This window comes from Mesorhizobium sp. M0983 (assembly GCF_040318975.1).
In the GTDB taxonomy this organism is placed as follows: domain Bacteria; phylum Pseudomonadota; class Alphaproteobacteria; order Rhizobiales; family Rhizobiaceae; genus Mesorhizobium.
Window position 1 is genome coordinate 26,573 of sequence record NZ_JAMYNH010000017.1, and the last position, 19,883, is coordinate 46,455.

Sequence of the window (19,883 nt, forward strand, 5' to 3'; positions counted from 1 at the left end):
AATCCACGGAATGTCCGGTTCGGCTATACCAGCTGACCGCGGAGTTGGCGGCGCATCCCTCGTGATGGCGGGGACCGCAGCACGCCCGATTGCGGTGGTGAGGAACGCCCAATTGCGCTTGGGTCTAGTCCGCGCACCGTTCAGCGGAAGCTTGGGCAGCTTGCGGCAACAGGCAAGACGCAACCATTCGATGCCGTCGAGGGCGTCGTGGACGATCCCACCGACGCCCTTGGGTTTAATAAGAAGTGGCGTGGGAATTTAAGAAATGGTGCCCCTAGCCGGGATCGAACCAGCACTCCTTGCGGAACTCGATTTTGAGTCGAGCGCGTCTACCAATTCCGCCATAGGGGCTCAGGCCGGGCGGCCTGGATGGGCGCGGACTATACGGTTGGAGGCCTGTTCGTCAACTGGCCAATTCCCGAGACCCTATCTAGCCCAAGCCCAGGCTTTCGATTTCGTCGATCGGAGGCTTCGGTCCATAGTGGGCATCTCAGCCCGTTTGAACCCTTCTACCTCAACAGCGGCCACAGAATGCCGATGAATGCTGACACCCCATCCATGAGCCAATGCGCCGTCGCCAGCGGCAGGATGCGGCGCACGCGCAGGTACACGAGGGTGATGAATGTCGAATGGGCGATAGGCGCCAAGAGCCGGTAGAGCATGAAGTGTGGCGTCAGCGGCATCACGGCGTGCTGAAACGACCAGGAAAACGCTACGACGGCAACGGCAAATCCCGTGCTTCCCGACAAGACTTGGAAACGCGGCAGAAGATAGCCGTTATAGGTGGTCTGCTCCGTAATGCCCCAGACCAACGGAAAGATCGGCACCCCGTAAAGCGCAGGCAAGAGCGGCAAAGGTCCGTATATTTGCAGTGCATCAGGGTTGCCGTAGACCAACAGGCTGCTGGCGATGATCCCACCGTAGATGAAAACGAGGCTCGGGAGGATGAGCGCGACGCCCAACAACAGATCGCGCCCCAAGCGTTTGCGATCGAAGCTGATAAAATCGAGCAGCGTGATGCCCTCGCGCCCGTGCAAGCCACCACAGGAGACCAAGGCAGCCCGCGTCGATCAAACTGCCGTATGCCGGCAGCCAAGCCCCTGCGTCGCGCCAGGGCGTTGCCGAACCGTGCGCTGCATAAATGGCCGCAACCAGGCCCTGCGCGGCAACAGCGAACGCCGAGCGCGCGAACAACATCAAGGCGGGGCCGGACCATGTCAGCACGCCGGCAGATCGCCGCTCGAGAATGGCGGCACGGGAGTTCGGGACTGTGGCTTCGCTCATGATCGGCTTCCGAACGCTACGGTGGAAACGAGTTCAGCCAATTCCGGTTTCTGGAGTGAAAGCAGAATGTGTCGAGCCGGCCATGAGCAAAACATCATCACCGAGGGCGGCTCACATCTCCTCGATGGCGTCGGCAATGTAGCCGCCGGTCTGACGCTTCCACAGTCGGGCATAGAGCCCGTCGCGTTCCAACAGCGCCGATGGTTTTCCCTCCTCGACGATGCGGCCTTTGTCGAGGACGACGATCCGGTCCATCCTGGCAATGGTCGACAGGCGATGGGCGATGGCGATCACGGTCTTGCCCTCCATCAGAACCGCGAGCTTGGACTGGACCGCCGCCTCGGCTTCGCTGTCCAGTGCGGACGTCGCCTCATCGAGAACCAGGATTGGCGCATCCTTGAGCAACACCCGGGCGATCGCGACGCGTTGGCGCTGGCCGCCGGAAAGCTTCACGCCGCGATCGCCGACGAAAGCGTCGTAGCCGGTGCGGCCTTCAGCATCTCTGAGATCGGCGATGAAGCCGTCGGCCTCGGCCAGCATCGCGGCGTGCTCCAACGTCTCCGGCGGGGCATCGGGCCGGCCGTAGCGGATGTTGTCGCCGACGGAGCGATGCAGCAGCGAGACGTCCTGGGTGACGACGCCGATGCTCTCCCGAAGGCTGGCCTGGGTCACGCTGCGGAGATCCTGTCCATCGATCAGGATCGCGCCGCCCTTCAGCTCGAAGAACCTTAGGAGCAGGCTGACAAGGGTCGACTTGCCGGCCCCGGAGAGGCCGACGAGCCCGACCTTCTCGCCTGCGCGCACGGTGAGCGACAGGTCTTCGATCACCCTTTGGCCCTCGCGGTATTCGAACTGGATGTTCTTGAACTCGACTTCGCCGGCCGTGACGTCGAGCGGGTTGGCGTTCGGCGCGTCTTTTGTAGTCGGCGGCGTCGTCACGACCGGCATTGCGTCGCGGATGGTGCCCACCGCCTGGAAAATCTGCTGGCCCATCTGCAGGAAGGCACGGGAGTTGGCATTGAGCCGCTGAACGATGGCGATCGATGCGGCGAACTGGCCAATCGTGACAAAGCCGGCGACAAATCCCCAGAGCCCTATGGCAACGTTGGTGAGAAAGAGCGCAACATTGAGCAGGACGACGCCCACGTCGGTCGTCAGATAGATGCGCCTTTCGCGCTGCTGGGTCTCGATGGCGTTTTCCATGACGGTGCGCATTGCGCCCGCCTCGCTGTCTTCCGCCGCAAACAGCTTGACCATCTGGATGTTGCTGTAGAGGTCGGTCATGGCGCCGACAACAAGGCTGCGCCCCCGCGTCGAGCGGCGCGAGCGTTCGGAATATTGGGGCACCGCCACCACCGCAATGGCGATGTTGGCGGCGATCCAGACGAACACCGGAAGCGCCAGCGGCCAGGATACCGCGCCAAGCAGAACGAGCGAACCGACGAGCTGCACCAGAAATAGCGGTATTCTGTAAAAGGCCACGACGATCTGCTGCTGCACGGCGGATGCGACTTGCGAAATGCGCGACGCAACCTGACCTGCGAAGAGATCGTGGAAGAAGGCAAGGTCCTGGCGTTCCACCGCCTTGTGGCCCTGCCATTGCATCGCCGCCGGCATGCATACGGCCACCGTCTGCGAGTTCAGCGCATTGCCCAGGAAGATGAGCAACGGCAGCACGGGGAAGACCAGCACGCCGAGCACGACCAGCGTCGGCCAGTCCTCGTGCAGGAAAACCGCCGCGCCCTTCGCGCTCACCCCGTCGACGACGAACGAGGCCCCCCAGATCGTCGCAAGGTTGATCCCCTCGATCGCCATCATCAAGACGGTAATGGCCGCAAGAGTGCCGCGGAACATCCTCGCGAAATGCAGGAGCAGCGCAAACGGCCCGCTCGCTGGCAGCGGCCCGGGTGAAATATCCAGCGGACGGATGAGCGTCTCAAAGGGGCGGTAAATGAAATCGGAGAACGTCATGGCGGCGCAAAGGGCGGATGGAAAGACAGGATGTGACAAAAATCGCCGTATTTAAACACGGATCGTGTTCGACGGGAAAACCCACGATTGACGCACTTCAGGCGGGCAGGTGCTCGATGCCATGGCCTGGTCGTCAACTGGCCAAATCCCGACATCTGGGCTCGCTCAAGCCTCAGCCTTTCGATTTCGTGAAGCAGCTGCCATTGTGCAGCGCGGAAAATCTTTCTAGACAGGCGGCGCATGTCATTGAAGCGCACCTTGTCCGACGAGATTGATACGGCGCGCTTCCAAGTCTTGTTTGTACATGTCGTGACCCAAGACCACTACCGGTTTGGGCGTGCATTAGGAGTGCCGATGCTTCGCGGACTTTACGACTGGACCTTGTCGCTGGCGGCCAGCAAATCGGCCGAATGGTGGCTGGCCTTCATCGCCTTCGTCGAGAGCTCGGTGTTCCTGGTGCCGGCCGACGTGCTCTATCTGCCGATGGCGCTTTCGCGGCCGGATCGCGCCTATCGTTACGCGCTGGTCGCCACCGTCGCCTCGGTGCTGGGCGGCATCGCCGGCTGGTTCATCGGGCACTACGCCTATGACGCGGTGGCGCGGCCGATCCTCGAATTTTACGGCAAATATGACGAGTTCGAGGCGATGCGCGTCTCGTCGGGTGTTGGCTTCATCATCCTGATGCTGGTCACCTCCGGCCTCGCCCATCTGCCGCCGATCAAGGTGGTGACAATCCTGTCCGGCGTCATCGGCGTTCCTTTGCTGCTGTTCATCGTGCTGGCAATCGTTGCGCGCGGAGCTCGCTTCCTGTTTCTCGCCTGGCTCTTGCGCCGCTATGGCGAGCCGATCCGCCACTTCATCGAAAAGCGCCTTGGCCACATTGCGGGCGCCGGCGCCGCTGCCCTGATTTTGCTCTATATCGTCGTCAAATACGCCGTCTGAACGGCATCGAACCGAATGGACTGAGTCCGATGACAGCGACCGTGAATGCCGATACCGGACGCCAGCGGCTGCGCACCGCCCTGTTCCTCGCCGTCGCCATGGCCGCCACAGTCGGCTCGGCGCTGGCCTTCCAGTATGTTGGCGGCTACATCCCTTGCAAGCTCTGCCTCGAGCAGCGCACCCCTTACTATGCCGGCGTGCCCTTGATGCTGCTGGCGGTGCTTGCGTCGGCCTTTAAGGCGCCCGCCTGGATAAGCCGTGGCCTGCTGGCCATTGGCGGCCTGCTGATGCTCTACGGCCTCTATCTCAGCGTTTATCACTCCGGCGTCGAATGGGCGTGGTGGCCGGGCCCGACCGATTGCACCGCAGCCGCCGGACCGGTGGACACCGGCGGCAAGGGCGTGCTCGACGCGCTCGACAAATTCGTCCCGCCCTCCTGCGACAAGGCGGCGCTCCGCATCCTCGGCCTGTCCTTGGCCGGCTGGAACGCCATCGCCAGCTTTGTCCTGGCAGTCGTAGCCTTCCGCAGCGCCTTTGCCCGCGATTGAGCGGTTCACCCTTGCGCCGACGCGAGATTATTCAAGAATTCGGCAGGCTGAGTCGTATCAAGTGATTATCGAGAACCGGAGCGGAGCGTACTAAAGTACGTGAGCACCGGCCTACGCCAGCCGTAGCCTTAACTACCACACCACGACCGCTCATAAATGCTTCGGCCGGCGAAGGCCGGAAGCGCAGAAAATCGCTTCAGACGGCCAGCCTCCCGAATTATCGGATGATCTCAAGGCTCCAGTTCGACATCCCAGTACAGATAATCCATCCAGCTTTCGTGCAGATGGTTGGGCGGGAACAGCCGGCCGTTATTATGCAAATCATGCACCGTCGGCTGGTAGGGCTTCTGCAGCGGCCACATCTTGGCGTGGGCCGGCATCATGCCGCCCTTCCTCAGATTGCAGGGCGAGCAGGCAGCGACGACATTCTCCCAGGTCGTGGCGCCGCCGCGATGGCGCGGAATGACATGGTCGAACGTCAGATCGTCCGGCGTGCCGCAATATTGGCACTGGAAACGGTCGCGCAGGAAGACGTTGAACCGGGTAAACGCCGGATGCCTCGACGGCTTCACGTAGGCCTTCAGGCTGACGACACTCGGCAGCTTCATCGAAAAGGTCGGCGAAGAGACGGCGTGTTCGTATTCGGCGACGATGTTCACCCTCTCGAGGAACACCGCCTTGATGGCATCCTGCCAGGACCAGAGCGACAGGGGGTAATAGCTGAGCGGACGGTAATCCGCATTCAGCACCAGCGCTGGAAGCCCATCCGGAGATACGGCAACCGTCACGTCGTTGACCTCCTTCACCCTAGAACCGGTCGACGCGGATACTGTAAGCCCGACATGACAGGGATGTGAAGCGGATTGTCGATCATGCCGGGTCTCAAAAACGCATGATTTCAATGCTTTTTTGCGGATTCAGGCCGGAGGCGCGGCATCCCTGCCCTTCAATTCGCGATAATAAGCCCAGAAAAGCCGCGATGCGACACCGCGCCACGGGCTCCATGATTCGGCAAGCTGGATCAGCATTTTCTCCGGCGGACGCGGGTCGATGCCGAGCGCATGGCCGACCGCGCTCTGCAAAGCAACGTCGCGCGCCGGAAAGATATCTGGGTGTCCGGCGGCAAACAAAAGGTAGACTTCAGCCGTCCACGGGCCGATGCCTGGCACCTTGGTCATGGCTGCGATCGCCTCCGTCGCATCGAGTTGGCAGAGGTGATCGAGGTCGAGCCCGTCGGCCACCGCCTGGGCGACGGCAATCAGGCCGCGCTGCTTGGGCCGCGACAGCCCGACCTCGCGGAAGACCGCCTCATCGGCGGCTAGTATCGCCTGCGGCGTCAGCGGATCGAGCAGTTTCGTCAGCCGGCCGAAGATGGCATCGGCGCTCGCGCGGGACACTTGTTGCGAAACGACGATCGAGGCAAGGCTCCTGAAGCCCGGCTCCGACAGCCTGAGCGGCACCTCGCCGGCCATGCCGCGCACCTTGTCCAGGCGCGGATCTAGCAGGCACAGCGCGTCCAGGCCTTCTACAATGTCGTCAAGGTTGGCGATGCGTTGCATGTCTGCTTGTTCCAAAATCAAAAGTGCCGCACACGCTTCGTCACGCGTCCCTCTGGACGCGCGACGCTGCCGGCGCAAAGTAGCAATTGGCGAAAGCGCCGCACAACCCGATTGCCGCCGGACAATGACACTGCTGACATTCCGCTTCGCGCCGAGCCCGAATGGCGAATTGCATCTCGGCCACGCCTATTCGGCACTGCTCAACCAGGCAATGGCCAAGGCGGCGGGCGGACGCCTGCTGCTGCGCATCGAGGACATCGACACGACACGCTGCACGCCGGAATTCGAGGCGGGCATTTTTCGCGACCTGAAATGGCTGGGGCTTGGCTGGGAGGAACCGGTGCGCCGCCAGTCCGAGCATTTTGCCGAATATCAGGCTATGCTCGAGCGTCTGATCGAAGAGGAGCTTGTCTATCCAGCCTTCATGAGCAGAAGTGAGATCCGCGCCTTCATCGCCGACAGCGAAAAGCGCGGTCGCGACTGGCCGCGCGACCCGGACGGCGTGCCCCTCTATCCCGCCGCCGACAAGGCGCTGCCGGCGAGCGAGCGTAAGCGGCGCATCGTCGAAGGTGCACCATTTGCCTGGCGGCTAGACGTCGATGCGGCAATGGCGCGGGTCGGCAGGGACCTGACATGGGCCGAATACACGGACGAGACGCTCTCCGAGGCGCGTCGTGTCGAAGCCCATCCGCAGGATTGGGGCGACGTGGTCGTGGCGCGCCGCGAAATCCCGACCAGCTATCATCTCGCGGTCACCATGGACGACGCGCTGCAGGGCGTCAGCCATGTCGTGCGCGGCCAGGACCTTTATTCCGCGACCAGCGTGCAGCGGCTGCTTCAGCAACTGCTTGGCCTGCCGCAGCCGGCCTATTTTCACCATCGCTTGATCCTCGGCCCGGATGGACGAAAACTGTCGAAGAGTCTTGGCGATACCGGCCTTGCCGCCCAGCGTAAGGCGGGCGCCTCGCCCGACGATGTCAGGCGGCTGGTCGGTCTTTAGACCGGTGAGCCGACGGCCATCAACGGCGCTCCTTCAATTCAAATGACTCTATGGATCAACCGTTTGGTTTTGCTTGCCGGCCCGAACGGCATTAAGCAATCGCCGCAGTCGATCCCTCACCCGAATTCACCGCGGCCTCCGGAAAATGCACAGCCTCAAGCGGTTCATCCCCGCCTCTTTCGTCGTCCTGTGGGCGACCGGCTTCATCGGCGCGCGCTATGCCATGCCGTGGGCGGAGCCTTTTACTTTCCTGGCTGCGCGCTTTGTCCTGGCCGCAATCTTGCTTGTCGCGTTGATGGCCGCGCTTGGTTCGAGCCGCGCCACCCGCGACGAGGCGCTGCACGCGGCCGGCGCCGGCATCCTGATGCATGGGGTCTATCTCGGCGGCGTGTTCTGGGCCATCCACCGGGGCATGCCCGCAGGGCTTTCAGCCCTGATCGTCGGCCTGCAGCCGCTGATCACGGCAGTGCTCGCCGGCCGGCTTCTGGGCGAGGCCATCCTGCCGCGTCACTGGGCCGGTCTCGGCCTCGGGTTGATCGGCGTGGTAATCGTGCTCTGGCCGAAGCTCGGCGCGCTCGGCGGCGGCGTGACCGCCGAAACATTGGGCGCCTCGCTGGTCTCCGTACTCGGCATGAGCGCCGGCACGATCTGGCAGAAGCGTTTCGCCTCCGGCGGCGATCTGGTGGCTGCCACGTTCTGGCAATATGTCGGCGGCGCATCGGTGATGGCTCTGGCCTCGCTCGCCTTCGAGACCCGAACGGTGATCGTCAACGGCGAACTGATCTTCGCCACGGCCTGGCTCGTGCTGGTGCTGTCGATCGGTGCCATCTTCCTGTTGATGGTAATGATCCGCGACGGCGAGATGTCGAAGGTCGCCTCGCTGTTTTACCTCGTGCCGGCCGTCACCGCGGTCATCGCCTGGGCATTGTTCGGCGAGCAGCTGAGCCCACTCCAGATCGCCGGCATGGCCATCGCGACGCTCGGCGTCGGGCTGGCGACGGCTCAGCCACCGACGCGGGCGCGCGCCTCCAAATAGCGGCTGATCGCGGCGTTGAGCTCGCCGCCGAGGATGAAGATCGCCGAGACGATGTAGAGGAAGACAACGGCGATCATGATCGAGGCGAGGCCGGCATAGGTCGTCACATAGGACGAGAAATGGTCGAGATAGGCGGCGAAGATGGTCGACCCGATGAGCCAGCCGACCAGCGTGAAGATAATGCCAGGCACGATCGAAACGAACCGGCGCTTGCCGGCCGGCAACCAGAAATGCACGGCGAACAGGCCGCCGATGATGACGACCGAGGCGATGACGTAACGCCAGAGGGTGATCGTGCCCATATAGGGTTTTATCCATTCAAGATGAGATTCGGCCAGCCGCGCCAGCAATGGCGCAAAGACCAGCAGCACGCTGATCGCCAAAAACCCGGCCGTCGCGATCAGCACGAAGATGATGCTCTGCACCCGCCGGTAGATGATGCCGCGCGTTTCTGAGACACGATAGGCGCGGTTGAGCGAGGTGCGCAGCGCCTCGATGCCGTTCGAGGCGAAGTATCCGGCAAGCACGATACCGTAGGTCAACAGGTCGCTGCGCCTGACGGTAAGCACGTTGAGCACTTCGCGCGCGATCGGTTTGGCGATCTGCTCGGGCCATGTGTCGAACACAAGGTGCACGGCGGTGTCGGCGAAAGCCTGCGCGCCGAAAAAACTCGCCAGCGTCGTGGCGAAGATCAGGAAAGGAAAAAGCGCCATCAGCGCGGTGATCGCCAGATGGCTGGCCATTGCCCAGCCGTCGTCGGTGTTGAAATGGCCGAGCGCGTCGTAGAGCACGCGTTTGAGGGCTACGATCTTCCGCAACAAGAACCGCGTTCCCTTCGATTGTCCCGACGCCGCGAATATGGGAAGGGTTTGCGGCAAATGACAACCCTCGGTCAAACCACCATTCCTCCCGAAGAAGAGTTGCGCACCATCATTGTCACCGGTGCCTCTTCCGGAATAGGCGCCTATTGCGCCCATGCTCTTAAGAAGGAAGGCTGGCGGGTGTTCGCAACGGCCCGAAAGCCGGAAGATATCGCTGCGCTCGAGGCCGACGGCATCGACGCCTTTTATCTGGACTACACCGAGCCCGGATCGATCGAGGCGCTGGTGGCGTCGGTGCTGGAGCGGACCGGCGGCCGGCTCGATGCCCTTTTCAACAACGGCGCCTACGGGCAGCCCGGTGCCGTCGAGGATCTGCCGGTCGAGGCTTTGCGGCAGCAGTTCGAGGCCAATGTCTTTGGCTGGCATGACCTCACTCGTCGTGTCGTACCGGTGATGCGCCGCCAGGGTCATGGCCGTCTCGTTCATTGCTCGTCGATCCTCGGCCTCGCGCCGTTGCCTTTCCGTGGCGCTTACTCGGCATCGAAGCACGCCGTCGAGGGGCTGATGCTGTCCCTCTATCAAGAACTGCTCGGCAGCGGCATCCATGTTTCGCTGATCGAGCCGGGGGCGGTGAAATCGAAGATCGCCAGCAACAGCCTCCCCTGGTTCCTGGCGAACATCGATCACGAGAACTCAGTCCATCGCCTCGCCTATGCAGTGCAACTCAAACGGCTGCGGGCCGGCGGCAGCACATCGCGGCTGAAGCCCGGGCCGGAGGTGGTTTATGCCGCCTTGCGCCATGCGCTTCTGTCGCGGCGCCCGCGCCCGCATTATGTGGTAACAGTGCCGGCCAGGACCGGCGCGATCCTTAAACGCATCCTGCCGTCATCGGTACTTTACCGTCTGCTCGCCAAACGGGCCTGAACGCAATCCAACTGGAACACACCATGGCAACCGTCTTCAACATCCTCGCTGTTCTCGTTATGGTCGCCGTGGTGATCGTGCTGATCCGCGGCCTCATCAACCTGATGCGCGGCGGCTCCAGCATGACCTCCAACAAGCTGATGCAGACGCGCGTGCTGTTGCAGTTCGTGGCCTTGGTGCTGATCATGCTGGCGGTGTATTTCACCCGTAAGTGACGCACCGGCCGGCAGCCGGGAGGTAACCCGTGGTCAAGCTCAACAAGATCTACACCCGCACCGGCGACGATGGCACCACCGGCCTCGGTTCTGGTGAGCGGCGGCTGAAATCCGACCTTCGCATCGACGCCTACGGCACGGTCGACGAGGCAAATGCCTGCATCGGCATGGCTCGCATCCATACAGCGGCGGTAAATCCGGCGATCGATGCGATGCTCGGCCGCATCCAGAACGATCTTTTCGATCTCGGCGCCGATCTGGCAGTCCCCGATAATGGCAAGCCGCTCGACTACGAGCCGTTGCGCATCATCGCCTCGCAGACCGACCGCATCGAACAGGACATCGACCTCCTCAACAAGGACCTCGAGCCGCTCAAATCCTTCGTGCTCAACGGCGGTACGCCGGCAGCGGCTGCCCTTCACCTCGCCCGCACGGTGGCCCGCCGCGCCGAGCGCATCATGGTGGCGCTGTCACAAGATCCAGACGAGCACGTCAACCGCGAGGCGATAAGATACATCAACCGTGTCTCGGACTTTCTGTTCGTCGCCGCACGCGCGGTCAATGACAATGGAAATGCCGACGTGCTATGGATTCCCGGCAAGAACCGCTGAATCCGCCGGAAGCGGGAGAGGCCCGATGTTCATCCCGCTTTACGACACCAACCGGCTGCGGCACATCAAGCTGCAATATGTGACGATCAGCCTGATCGCGCTCAATGTATTGATCTATTTTGTAACAACACTTGGCGGCGAGGACTTCGCCAACGCCGCGGTATTGGGCCTCGGCTTCATCCCGTCGGTTGTGCATGACAGCGTCGAGCTCGCTCCGCAATTTGTCGTCATTCCGGAGAGCCTGAGCTATCTGACCTATTCCTTCCTGCACGCGGATATCTTCCACCTCGGCGGCAACATGCTGTTCCTGTGGGTGTTCGGCGACAATGTCGAGGATGCGCTCGGCCATGTCCGCTATCTCGTCTTCTACCTGCTTTGCGCCATTTCCGGCGCTTTCTTCCAGGGCTTGGTGGCCTGGGATTCGCAAGTGCCGCTGATCGGCGCGTCGGGCGCCATCGCCGGTGTCGTCGCCGCCTATCTGATCCTTTATCCGCGGGTGAAGGTATGGGTGCTGGTCTTCGCCCGCATCCCGTTGCGCATCCCGGCCTTCATCCCGCTCATCCTGTGGATTCTGTTCCAGATCTTCATGTTTGCCCAGGGTGGCGAGGACCAGGTCTCCTGGGCCTGCCACATCGGCGGCATCATCGCCGGAGCCGTGCTGGTGCTTGTCTTGCGCAGCCGCGGCGTGCCGCTACTCGCCGGCGCCGACGAGGAGCCAGCCGTAGTCGCCGGGCCGGCGCCTATTGCCGTGGAGCCGCCGGCAAGCGATCTGCCGCCCGCCCAGCCGGCGCCGCGCTGGGGCCGGGGAAGCGTTTCCGGGCCGGACTGAACCGATTTGAATGCTTTGCCGAGGATCCGAGTGCGCCCCGGATATTGACGGGCGGGGTCGCCGCAACTACGGAAGCGCCACCCTACTGGCGTGGCGAGACCAGAATTCCGTCCGGAATGTCGGCTTTCGACAACTCTGAAGAGGTGCACGCTGCTATAGCGCGCCCGACGAGCGTGAAGAGACTATCGTGAAAGAGGTGACAGGCAAATGAAGATCCTTGTGCCCGTGAAGCGGGTTGTGGATGCGAACGTCAAGGTCCGGGTGAAGGCGGACGGTTCGGCGGTGGAACTCGCCAACGTCAAAATGGCGATGAACCCGTTCGACGAGATCGCGGTGGAAGAGGCGATCCGGCTGAAGGAAGCTGGCAAGGCCGAAGAGATCATCGTCGTGTCGATCGGGCCGCAGCAGGCACAGGAGACCTTGCGCACGGCGCTCGCCATGGGCGCCGACCGCGCCATCCTGGTCAAGACCGACGAGCAGACTGAGCCGCTGGGCGTCGCCAAGGTGCTGAAGGGGGTCGTAGAGGCAGAACAGCCCGGCCTGGTCATTCTCGGCAAGCAGGCGATCGACGATGATTCCAACCAGACCGGCCAGATGCTGGCTGCACTTCTCGGGTGGGCGCAGGGCACCTTCGCCTCCAAGATCGTGCTCGACGGTGACAAGGCCACGGTGACGCGCGAGGTCGATGGCGGCCTGCAGACGCTGGAACTGAAGATGCCGGCAATCGTCACGGCCGATTTGCGGCTGAACCAGCCACGCTACGCGTCGCTGCCCAACATCATGAAGGCCAAGAAGAAGCCGCTCGACGAGAAGAGCCCTGCCGACTACGGCGCCGACGTCAAGCCGCGGCTGAAAGTGATCAAGACCGAGGAGCCGGGCGGCCGCAAGGCGGGCGTTAAGGTCAAGAGCGTCGCCGAACTGGTAGACAAGCTGAAAAACGAAGCCGGCGTGCTGTAAGGCCAGGAAGGGACAACAAAAATGACAATTCTTCTGATTGCCGAACACGACAACGCGACGCTTTCCGGCCAGACCGCGAAGGCGCTTTCCGCGGCGCTGCAGATCGGTTCGGACGTGCATGTGCTGGTTGCCGGCAAGGGCGCCAAGCCGGCAGCGGACGCCGCCGCCAAGCTCAAGGGCGTCACCAAGGTGCTGCTCGCCGACGCCGACGAACTGACCGAGCGTCTCGCCGAACCGCTGGCGGCGCTCGTCATTTCGCTTGCTGAGCCATACGACACGATCATTGCGCCGGCGACCTCGTCGGGCAAGAACGTCTCGCCGCGCGTCGCGGCCCTGCTCGATGTCGCCCAGATATCGGAAATCATCGAAGTCGTGTCGCCCGACATCTTCAAGCGGCCGATCTATGCCGGCAACGCCATCCAGACCGTGCAGTCGAGCGACGCCAAGAAGGTCATCACCGTGCGCACTGCTTCCTTTCAGGCAGCACCCGAGGGCGGTTCCGCGCCGGTCGAGACGGTTCAGGCGGCAGCCAATCCCGGCCTGTCGAGCTTTGTCGAGAACAAGCTGTCCGAGACCGACCGCCCGGAGCTGACCTCGGCCAGGATCATCATTTCGGGCGGCCGTGCGCTGGGCTCCTCCGAGAAGTTCCAGGAAGTCATCCTGCCGGTCGCAGACAAGCTCGGTGCGGCTGTCGGCGCATCTCGCGCCGCGGTCGATGCCGGCTATGCGCCGAACGACTGGCAGGTCGGCCAGACCGGCAAGGTGGTGGCGCCCGATCTTTATATTGCCGTCGGCATCTCCGGCGCCATCCAGCACCTTGCCGGCATGAAGGATTCAAAGGTCATCGTCGCCATCAACAAGGACGAGGAAGCGCCGATCTTCCAGGTCGCCGACTACGGCCTCGTCGGCGACCTCTTCGTCATTCTGCCGGAACTGCAAAAGGCGCTTTGACGCCCTCTGCCAAAGCGTATTAAATTCTGCGGGGTGGGGTAGACGAAGTCGCCCCGCCCTTTTAGTTTGCACTGCACAAAAAGCAGGCCGCAAAGGCCTTGACGGGATCGGGTAATGAGCAAGATCGAGACGATCGGCATCATCGGCGCGGGCCAGATGGGTGGCGGCATCGCCCATGTATCGGCGCTGGCGGGCTACAAGGTGCTGGTTTACGACATTTCGCCCGACCGCATCGAAAAGGGCATTGCTACGGTCAGCGGCAACATGGCCCGTCAGGTCGGCTCCGGCAAACTTGAGGAAAAGCTGCGCAACGAGGCGATGGCGCGCATTTCCGCGGCGCCGGCCATGGCCGACCTTGCGGGCGCCGATCTGGTGATCGAAGCGGCGACCGAAGACGAGACAGTCAAACGCAAGATCTATGCTCAGCTCTGCCCGCAGCTCAACCCCGAGGCCATCCTGGCGACGAACACCTCGTCGATCTCGATCACCCGGCTGGCTTCGCAGACCGACCGCCCGGAACGCTTCATCGGCATACATTTCATGAACCCGGTTCCGGTGATGAAGCTGGTCGAGCTGGTGCGCGGCATCGCCACCGAGGACCAGACCTTCGAGGCAGCAAAAACCTATGTGAAGCAGCTCGACAAGACGATCACCGTCTCGGAGGATTTCCCGGCCTTCATCGTCAACCGCATCCTGCTGCCGATGATCAACGAGGCGATCTACACGCTCTATGAAGGTGTCGGCTCGGTCGACGCCATCGATACCGCCATGAAGCTCGGCGCCAACCATCCGATGGGGCCGCTGCAGCTTGCCGACTTCATCGGGCTGGATACCTGCTTGTCGATCATGCAGGTGCTGCATGACGGCCTGTCGGATTCGAAATACCGCCCCTGCCCGCTGCTGGTCAAATATGTCGAGGCCGGTTGGCTCGGCCGCAAGACCGGGCGCGGCTTCTACGACTATCGCGGCGAGCATCCCGTTCCGACGCGCTGATCGCCACCGCTACCAGCGCACGAAAAGCCGTCCGCCGACCGCCCCGAGCGCGGCAAGGCCGGCGATCGCGATCGTATACCAGGTGCCGACGAAAAGCGGCGAATCGTCGAAGCAATGCGCTGCATAGAAGGTCGCCGCCAGCCCGCCGGCAAGCAGGCCCGCGGTCGCACCGGCAAGCACCGGCCTTGTTGGCGCGCCATGGCGCAGCACCGCGAGAAAGACGGCAAGCGGGCCGATGCCGATCAACGGAATGAAGGTCAGGCAGATGACCATGTTCGTGCCGACCAGGCGCGTGCCCCAGTCGGACACAGGCACGACGAGGAGTTCGAGAATCACGGCCATAATCACCAGCAGCGGCGCGGCGATCATCCAGCTCGCCGCCCGCCCTGTCGATGCACCGGGCGTCGACAGCGCGCGGACGAGGGCAAAGGCGCTGACGGCTAGAGCAATCGTGAAGACGAATTTGGACAGGAACCGCATCGTGTGCATGGCAAATGCGATGTCGGGACGTGGGCCGATCGTCAGCCAGAAAACCGCGGCCGCGATCACGATGGCCGCGCCGGTTGCAAGCAACCAGGCGGCGCCCAGCGGCAGCGCCTTGCTGCGGACATCGGCATCGAGCGCCTTGATAAGATCTTCGGTCCTCATGCTATTCCCGCCCCGCCCCGAACCGTTTGGCAATGGCGGCAAGCCCGCGGTGTAGTGACACCCGCACAGCCGTCTCGCTGATGCCGAATTTCGCCGCCGTCTCGCCGATCGAACGGCCTTCGACCGACACGGCCGAGACGACCGAACGCTGCGCCGGCGACAGGCAGTCGAGTGCCCGGTTGACGTCGCGCTCGCTGATCGTCTCCGATTCCGGCTCGGCAAAGGTCTCGGCGATTTCGTCGATCTCGATCTCGATCCGCCGGCCGCGCCGCCGGAACGCATCGATCAGCTTGAAGCGGGCTATTGCATAAACCCAAGGCAGCACCGGCGCATCATGGCGCCAGGTATGTCGTTTCACATGAATGGCCAGCAAGGTTTCCTGCACGACGTCCTCGGGATCGACCCCGCCCTGCACGATCTTGCGCCGGGCAAAGCCACGAACGAGGGCGGCGATCCGGTGCAGAAAGTCGGCATAGGCCCTTTCGTCTCCGGCGATTGCGGCCCGCAGCAGCCGGGAAAGCTCGGCTTCGTCCTTGCCGCTCACAAGAGTTCACTCCCCGATATTCGCGTCTCGGCGCTGGTTTGTTACGTGGCCGGCGAAATAATGTCCAAGGCAAATTAGCTGGGCATCACGAAAGTTTGCTCCTTTTGAGCGATTGAGCGGGCCAGCAATGTTGACTGCGCTAGTCATGTATTGATAGGTGCAGCATACCAAACCAAAGACCATCGAAATCGAGGACGATGCCATGAAATATGCTCTTTCCGCCCTTGCCGGTGCGACAGCACTTGCAATCAGCCTGATCGCCGGCCCGGCGTTAGCCGAGGACGAGGGCATCGTCGTCTACAACGCCCAGCACGAAAACCTGACCAAGGCCTGGGCGGAAGGATTCACCAAGGAAACCGGCATCAAGGTCACCGTCCGGAACGGCGGCGACAGCGATTTCTCCAATCAGATCGTTGCTGAGGGGTCCTCTTCGCCAGCTGATGTGTTCCTGACGGAAAACTCACCGGCCATGGTGCTGGTCGAGACAGCCGGCCTGTTCGCGCCGGTCAACGCCGAGACGCTGGCCCAGGTTCCGCAGGAGTACCAGCCGGCGAGCGGCAAATGGGTCGGCGTTGCCGCGCGCAGCACCGTCTTTGCCTACAACAAGACCAAGCTGACCGCCGACCAGCTGCCCAAATCGCTGCTCGATCTCGCCGATCCGAGCTGGAAGGGCCGTTGGGCCGCTTCGCCCTCCGGCGCCGATTTCCAGGCGATCGTCAGCGCCTTGCTGCAGCTCAAGGGTGAGACTGCCACGGCCGACTGGCTGAAGGCGATGAAAGAGAATTTTACCGCCTACAAGGGCAACAGCACGGTGATGAAGGCGGTCAATGCCGGCGAGGTCGAAGGCGGCGTGATCTATCACTACTACTACTACGGCGATCAGGCCAAGACCGGCGAGAACAGCAAGAATGTCGAGTTGCACTATTTCAAGCACGAGGACCCCGGCGCTTTCGTCTCGGTTTCCGGCGGCGGTGTGCTGGCCTCGAGCAAGCACCCGAAGGAAGCCCAGGCTTTCCTGAAATGGGTCACCGGCAAGGGCGGCCAGGACGTGCTGAAAACCGGCGATTCGTTCGAATACGCAGTCGGCAAGGGCGCCGAGTCCAATCCGAAGCTGGTGCCGCTGGCCGATCTGCAGGCGCCGAAAGTCGACCCGACGGCGCTGAACTCGAAAAAGGTGACCGACCTGATGACGGCGGCCGGCTTGCTTTAGCCGGCGTTCGTCCTAAAAGGGCAACCGACTGCGCTCCTGTGGGAATTCGCTTTCCGCGGGAGCGCTCTGTTTTCAAAATGGCATTTGCCCATGACCACAAGCTGCTCGCCACATTGTCGGCCGCCGATCGTTTCCGCCTCCGGGCGGACCCGGCGCAACGTCTGATCTGATGCAGTCTGCGATCGATCTCGCACCTTCAGGCTTGCCGGCCGACACCACGGCCGTGCGGGCACGTCGTTGGTCGGTCTCATGGATTGCGTTGGCTGCCGTCTTTGTCTCGCTTTTCGCGCTGCTGCCGCTTGCCTTCATCGTCTGGGTGGCGGTGCAGACCGGCTGGGAAACGGTGGCGGCGCTGGTGTTCAGGCCGCGCGTCGGCGAGCTTCTGGTCAACACCAGCCTGCTGGTGGTGCTGGCGGTGCCGATCTCGATCGTGCTGTCGGTGGCGCTGGCTTGGCTGACGGAGCGCAGCGATCTGCCGGGTGCCCGCTTATGGGCCTGGCTGTCGGTGGCGCCGCTCGCCATTCCCGCCTTCGTCCACAGTTACGCCTGGATCACCATGGTGCCCAGACTGCACGGCCTGTGGGCCGGCGTGCTTGTGTCCGTCATCGCCTATTTCCCCTTCCTTTATCTGCCGGTGGCGGCGGCATTGCGCCGGCTCGATCCCGCTCTCGAAGATGCAGCGGCAGCCCTTGGTCTCGGCCCGTGGCGCGTGTTCAGGCGTGTCGTGCTGCCGCAGCTCCGGCTCGCCATTTGCGGTGGCTCCCTGCTGGTCGGCCTGCATCTCCTGGCCGAATACGGGCTCTACGTGTTCATCCGCTTCGATACATTCACCACCGCGATCGTCGACCAGTTTCAGTCGACCTTCAACGGTCCCGCCGCCAACATGCTGGCCGGCGTGCTGGTGACCTGCTGCTTCGTGCTGCTCGGGCTGGAGGTGCTGGTGCGCGGCGAGGAGCGCTATGCCCGCGTCGGCTCGGGTGCTGCGCGCCACCAGCAGCGCACGAGCCTTGGGCGCGCCACCATTCCTTGCCTGCTGCTGCCCGCTGTTACCACGCTGCTGGCGCTCGGGGTGCCGTTCGTCACTATCGGTCGCTGGCTCATGGCCGGCGGCGCCGATATCTGGCGGCTCGACGAGATCGGCCTGGCGCTTGGCCAGACACTGTTCCTGGCGATTGCAGGCGCGCTGCTCGCCACCGTCGCGGCAATGCCGATGGCGTGGATTTCGATCCGCGCGCCGGGAAGGCTGCAACGCGTCCTGGAGGGCTGCAACTATATCGTCGGCGCGTTGCCCGGGGTTGTCATCGCCCTGGCGCTGGTCACCATCGCCGTGCGTATCGCCATGCCGCTCTACCAGACCCTGTTCACCATCCTGGTCGCCTATGCGCTGATGTTCCTGCCGCGCGCTCTGATTAGCCTCAGGGCGTCGATCGCACAGGCGCCGGTCGAGCTCGAACGCGCCGCCTCCAGCCTCGGCCGGTCGCCGCTCAAGGCGCTGTGGTCGACGACCATCCGCCTGTCGGCGCCGGGTGCCGCGGCCGGCATGGCATTGGTCGCGCTCGGCATCATGAACGAGTTGACCGCAACCCAGATGCTGGCGCCCAACGGCACCCGCACGCTGGCCATGGCGTTCTGGTCCTATAGCGGCGAGATCGACTATGCGTCGGCGGCGCCTTATGCCTTGATCATGGTGGCGATGTCGCTGCCTTTGACCTGGCTGCTCTACGTCCAGTCGAAGCGGATGGCCGGGCGATGAGCTTTCTCGAGCTGAGCGGCATCCACAAGCACTACGGCCCCGTGGCAGCACTTGCCGGCGTCGACCTCAGCGTGGCCAGCGGCAGCCGTACGGCGATCGTCGGGCCATCCGGTTGTGGCAAGACCACCTTGCTGCGGCTGATCGCCGGCTTCGAGGCGCCCGACCAGGGCCGCATCGTGCTCGATGGCGAGGTGCTGGCCGATGGCGACACGGCCGTGCCGGCGCATCGCCGCGGCATCGGGCTGGTGGCGCAGGACGGCGCTCTGTTCCCGCATCTGAGCATCGCCGCCAATATCGGGTTCGGCATGGGCCGTCACGAGGAAAAGCGGAGCGAGCGCATCGCCGAGCTCGCCTATGTCGTCGGGCTGGACAAAGGGATCCTGAAGCGCCGCCCGCACGAACTCTCCGGCGGCCAGCAGCAGCGCGTCGCGCTCGCCCGCGCCATGGCCATGAAGCCGCGGCTGATGCTGCTCGACGAGCCGTTCTCGGCGCTCGACACCGGCTTGCGCGCCTCAATGCGCAAGGCCGTGGCCGAGCTCCTCGAAACGGCCGGCATCACCACCATCCTGGTCACCCATGATCAGGCCGAGGCGCTGTCATTCGCCAGCCAGGTCGCGGTGATGCGCGACGGCAAATTCTCGCAGGTCGGCACGCCGCGCGAGCTCTATTTCAAGCCGAAGGACCGGATGATCGCCGAGTTCCTCGGTGACGCCATCGTCCTGCCGGCCAGGATCGCCGATGGCGTTGCCACCTCGCCGCTCGGCCGCATTGCCGTCGACAGCACGGAGCGGCGCGACGTCGCGCGCATCATGCTACGGCCGGAGCAGGTGCTGCTGAAACGGACATCGCGTGAAGGCATGTCCGGCACGCCGGACATGCTGTTCGGCGAGGTGACGGAATCCGAATTCGCCGGCTCGATGTGCACGATCGCGGTGCGTCTCTTGAACAGCCCCGATCCGCCCGATGCCGCCGCCATCGGCAACACGCCGTTGATCCTGCGCAAGCCGGGAATGGACGCGCCGGCGATCGGCGAGATCGTCCGGCTGACCGTGTCGGGCAAGGCGCATGTGTTTGCCTGAACGGTTTT

The 19,883-nt window shown here is 63.4% G+C and carries 21 protein-coding genes and 1 tRNA gene; 14 read left to right on the forward strand and 8 right to left on the reverse strand.

All coding sequences use genetic code 11. The features are described from left to right. Positions 1–266: 266 nt before the first annotated feature. The 3 genes from NKH71_RS25010 to NKH71_RS25020 form a co-directional block, all read right to left on the reverse strand. Positions 267–351: transfer RNA gene (locus NKH71_RS25010), tRNA-Leu, on the reverse strand. A 158-nt stretch (positions 352–509) separates the two neighbouring features. After that, the gene (locus tag NKH71_RS25015; protein WP_352789507.1) at positions 510–1,037 is read right to left on the reverse strand and encodes a CPBP family glutamic-type intramembrane protease; all 528 of its coding nucleotides are present in this window, start codon (positions 1,035–1,037) and stop codon (positions 510–512) included. Between the two features lie 358 nt (positions 1,038–1,395). Beyond that, positions 1,396–3,255, reverse strand: coding sequence for an ABC transporter ATP-binding protein (locus NKH71_RS25020; protein WP_352895391.1), 1,860 nt, complete (start codon positions 3,253–3,255; stop codon positions 1,396–1,398). Positions 3,256–3,609: 354 nt separating this feature from the next. Between NKH71_RS25020 and NKH71_RS25025 the strand changes: the two genes are divergently transcribed. Together NKH71_RS25025 and NKH71_RS25030 are read left to right on the forward strand one after the other, a co-directional pair. After that, entirely contained in the window at positions 3,610–4,197 is a 588-nt protein-coding gene (locus tag NKH71_RS25025) for a YqaA family protein (RefSeq protein WP_352483530.1), read from the forward strand. A 29-nt stretch (positions 4,198–4,226) separates the two neighbouring features. After that, the gene (locus NKH71_RS25030) at positions 4,227–4,745 is read left to right on the forward strand and encodes a disulfide bond formation protein B (protein WP_352789512.1); all 519 of its coding nucleotides are present in this window, start codon (positions 4,227–4,229) and stop codon (positions 4,743–4,745) included. Between the two features lie 230 nt (positions 4,746–4,975). Here NKH71_RS25030 and NKH71_RS25035 read toward each other — a convergent pair whose 3' ends face one another. Together NKH71_RS25035 and NKH71_RS25040 are read right to left on the reverse strand one after the other, a co-directional pair. After that, a complete protein-coding gene (locus tag NKH71_RS25035) occupies positions 4,976–5,533 on the reverse strand; it encodes an HNH endonuclease (protein WP_023677956.1) in 558 nt (185 codons plus the stop codon). 129 nt (positions 5,534–5,662) lie between these two features. Continuing rightward, entirely contained in the window at positions 5,663–6,304 is a 642-nt protein-coding gene (locus NKH71_RS25040; protein ID WP_352789515.1) for a DNA-3-methyladenine glycosylase family protein, read from the reverse strand. Between the two features lie 124 nt (positions 6,305–6,428). On the opposite strand from NKH71_RS25040, the gene gluQRS reads away from it, so the two are divergent. Together gluQRS and NKH71_RS25050 are read left to right on the forward strand one after the other, a co-directional pair. Continuing rightward, a complete protein-coding gene (gene gluQRS, locus NKH71_RS25045) occupies positions 6,429–7,304 on the forward strand; it encodes a tRNA glutamyl-Q(34) synthetase GluQRS (protein ID WP_352789517.1) in 876 nt (291 codons plus the stop codon). A 145-nt stretch (positions 7,305–7,449) separates the two neighbouring features. After that, entirely contained in the window at positions 7,450–8,340 is an 891-nt protein-coding gene (locus NKH71_RS25050; RefSeq protein ID WP_352483529.1) for a DMT family transporter, read from the forward strand. Here the strand turns inward: NKH71_RS25050 and NKH71_RS25055 are convergent. Next, positions 8,307–9,161 (reverse strand): YihY/virulence factor BrkB family protein, encoded by an 855-nt coding sequence (locus NKH71_RS25055; RefSeq protein WP_031194564.1) that lies wholly within the window; start codon positions 9,159–9,161, stop codon positions 8,307–8,309. The two genes, NKH71_RS25050 and NKH71_RS25055, sit on opposite strands and share 34 nt — an antisense overlap. Positions 9,162–9,218: 57 nt before the next feature. Between NKH71_RS25055 and NKH71_RS25060 the strand changes: the two genes are divergently transcribed. From NKH71_RS25060 to NKH71_RS25090, 7 genes are all read left to right on the forward strand, one after another. Continuing rightward, on the forward strand, positions 9,219–10,085 hold the full coding sequence (locus NKH71_RS25060) for an SDR family oxidoreductase (RefSeq protein WP_352789520.1): 867 nt from the start codon (positions 9,219–9,221) through the stop codon (positions 10,083–10,085). Positions 10,086–10,108: 23 nt separating this feature from the next. Beyond that, positions 10,109–10,300, forward strand: coding sequence for a twin transmembrane helix small protein (locus NKH71_RS25065; protein ID WP_352789523.1), 192 nt, complete (start codon positions 10,109–10,111; stop codon positions 10,298–10,300). A gap of 29 nt (positions 10,301–10,329) precedes the next feature. Beyond that, on the forward strand, positions 10,330–10,911 hold the full coding sequence (locus NKH71_RS25070; protein ID WP_352789526.1) for a cob(I)yrinic acid a,c-diamide adenosyltransferase: 582 nt from the start codon (positions 10,330–10,332) through the stop codon (positions 10,909–10,911). A 25-nt stretch (positions 10,912–10,936) separates the two neighbouring features. Next, complete coding sequence (locus NKH71_RS25075; RefSeq protein ID WP_352895392.1) at positions 10,937–11,740, forward strand: rhomboid family intramembrane serine protease; 804 nt, start codon at positions 10,937–10,939, stop codon at positions 11,738–11,740. Positions 11,741–11,947: 207 nt separating this feature from the next. After that, a complete protein-coding gene (locus tag NKH71_RS25080) occupies positions 11,948–12,697 on the forward strand; it encodes an electron transfer flavoprotein subunit beta/FixA family protein (RefSeq protein ID WP_023677947.1) in 750 nt (249 codons plus the stop codon). 21 nt (positions 12,698–12,718) lie between these two features. After that, positions 12,719–13,648, forward strand: a complete 930-nt coding sequence (locus tag NKH71_RS25085; RefSeq protein WP_352895393.1) for an electron transfer flavoprotein subunit alpha/FixB family protein — start codon at positions 12,719–12,721, stop codon at positions 13,646–13,648. Between the two features lie 114 nt (positions 13,649–13,762). Next, entirely contained in the window at positions 13,763–14,641 is an 879-nt protein-coding gene (locus tag NKH71_RS25090) for a 3-hydroxybutyryl-CoA dehydrogenase (protein WP_023721073.1), read from the forward strand. 9 nt (positions 14,642–14,650) lie between these two features. Here the strand turns inward: NKH71_RS25090 and NKH71_RS25095 are convergent, their stop codons facing one another. Together NKH71_RS25095 and NKH71_RS25100 are read right to left on the reverse strand one after the other, a co-directional pair. Then, on the reverse strand, positions 14,651–15,289 hold the full coding sequence (locus NKH71_RS25095; RefSeq protein ID WP_352495609.1) for an NrsF family protein: 639 nt from the start codon (positions 15,287–15,289) through the stop codon (positions 14,651–14,653). Position 15,290: 1 nt separating this feature from the next. Continuing rightward, complete coding sequence (locus NKH71_RS25100; RefSeq protein WP_352483526.1) at positions 15,291–15,833, reverse strand: sigma-70 family RNA polymerase sigma factor; 543 nt, start codon at positions 15,831–15,833, stop codon at positions 15,291–15,293. A gap of 202 nt (positions 15,834–16,035) precedes the next feature. Here NKH71_RS25100 and NKH71_RS25105 point away from each other — a divergent pair, with 202 nt between their 5' ends. The 3 genes from NKH71_RS25105 (at position 16,036) to NKH71_RS25115 (ending at position 19,875) form a co-directional block, all read left to right on the forward strand. Next, positions 16,036–17,043, forward strand: coding sequence for an iron ABC transporter substrate-binding protein (locus tag NKH71_RS25105; protein ID WP_352483525.1), 1,008 nt, complete (start codon positions 16,036–16,038; stop codon positions 17,041–17,043). Positions 17,044–17,212: 169 nt separating this feature from the next. Further along, positions 17,213–18,796, forward strand: a complete 1,584-nt coding sequence (locus tag NKH71_RS25110) for an ABC transporter permease (protein WP_352483524.1) — start codon at positions 17,213–17,215, stop codon at positions 18,794–18,796. Beyond that, entirely contained in the window at positions 18,793–19,875 is a 1,083-nt protein-coding gene (locus NKH71_RS25115) for an ABC transporter ATP-binding protein (RefSeq protein WP_023721080.1), read from the forward strand. The genes NKH71_RS25110 and NKH71_RS25115 overlap by 4 nt, the downstream gene beginning before the upstream one ends. The last annotated feature ends 8 nt before the right edge of the window (positions 19,876–19,883 follow it).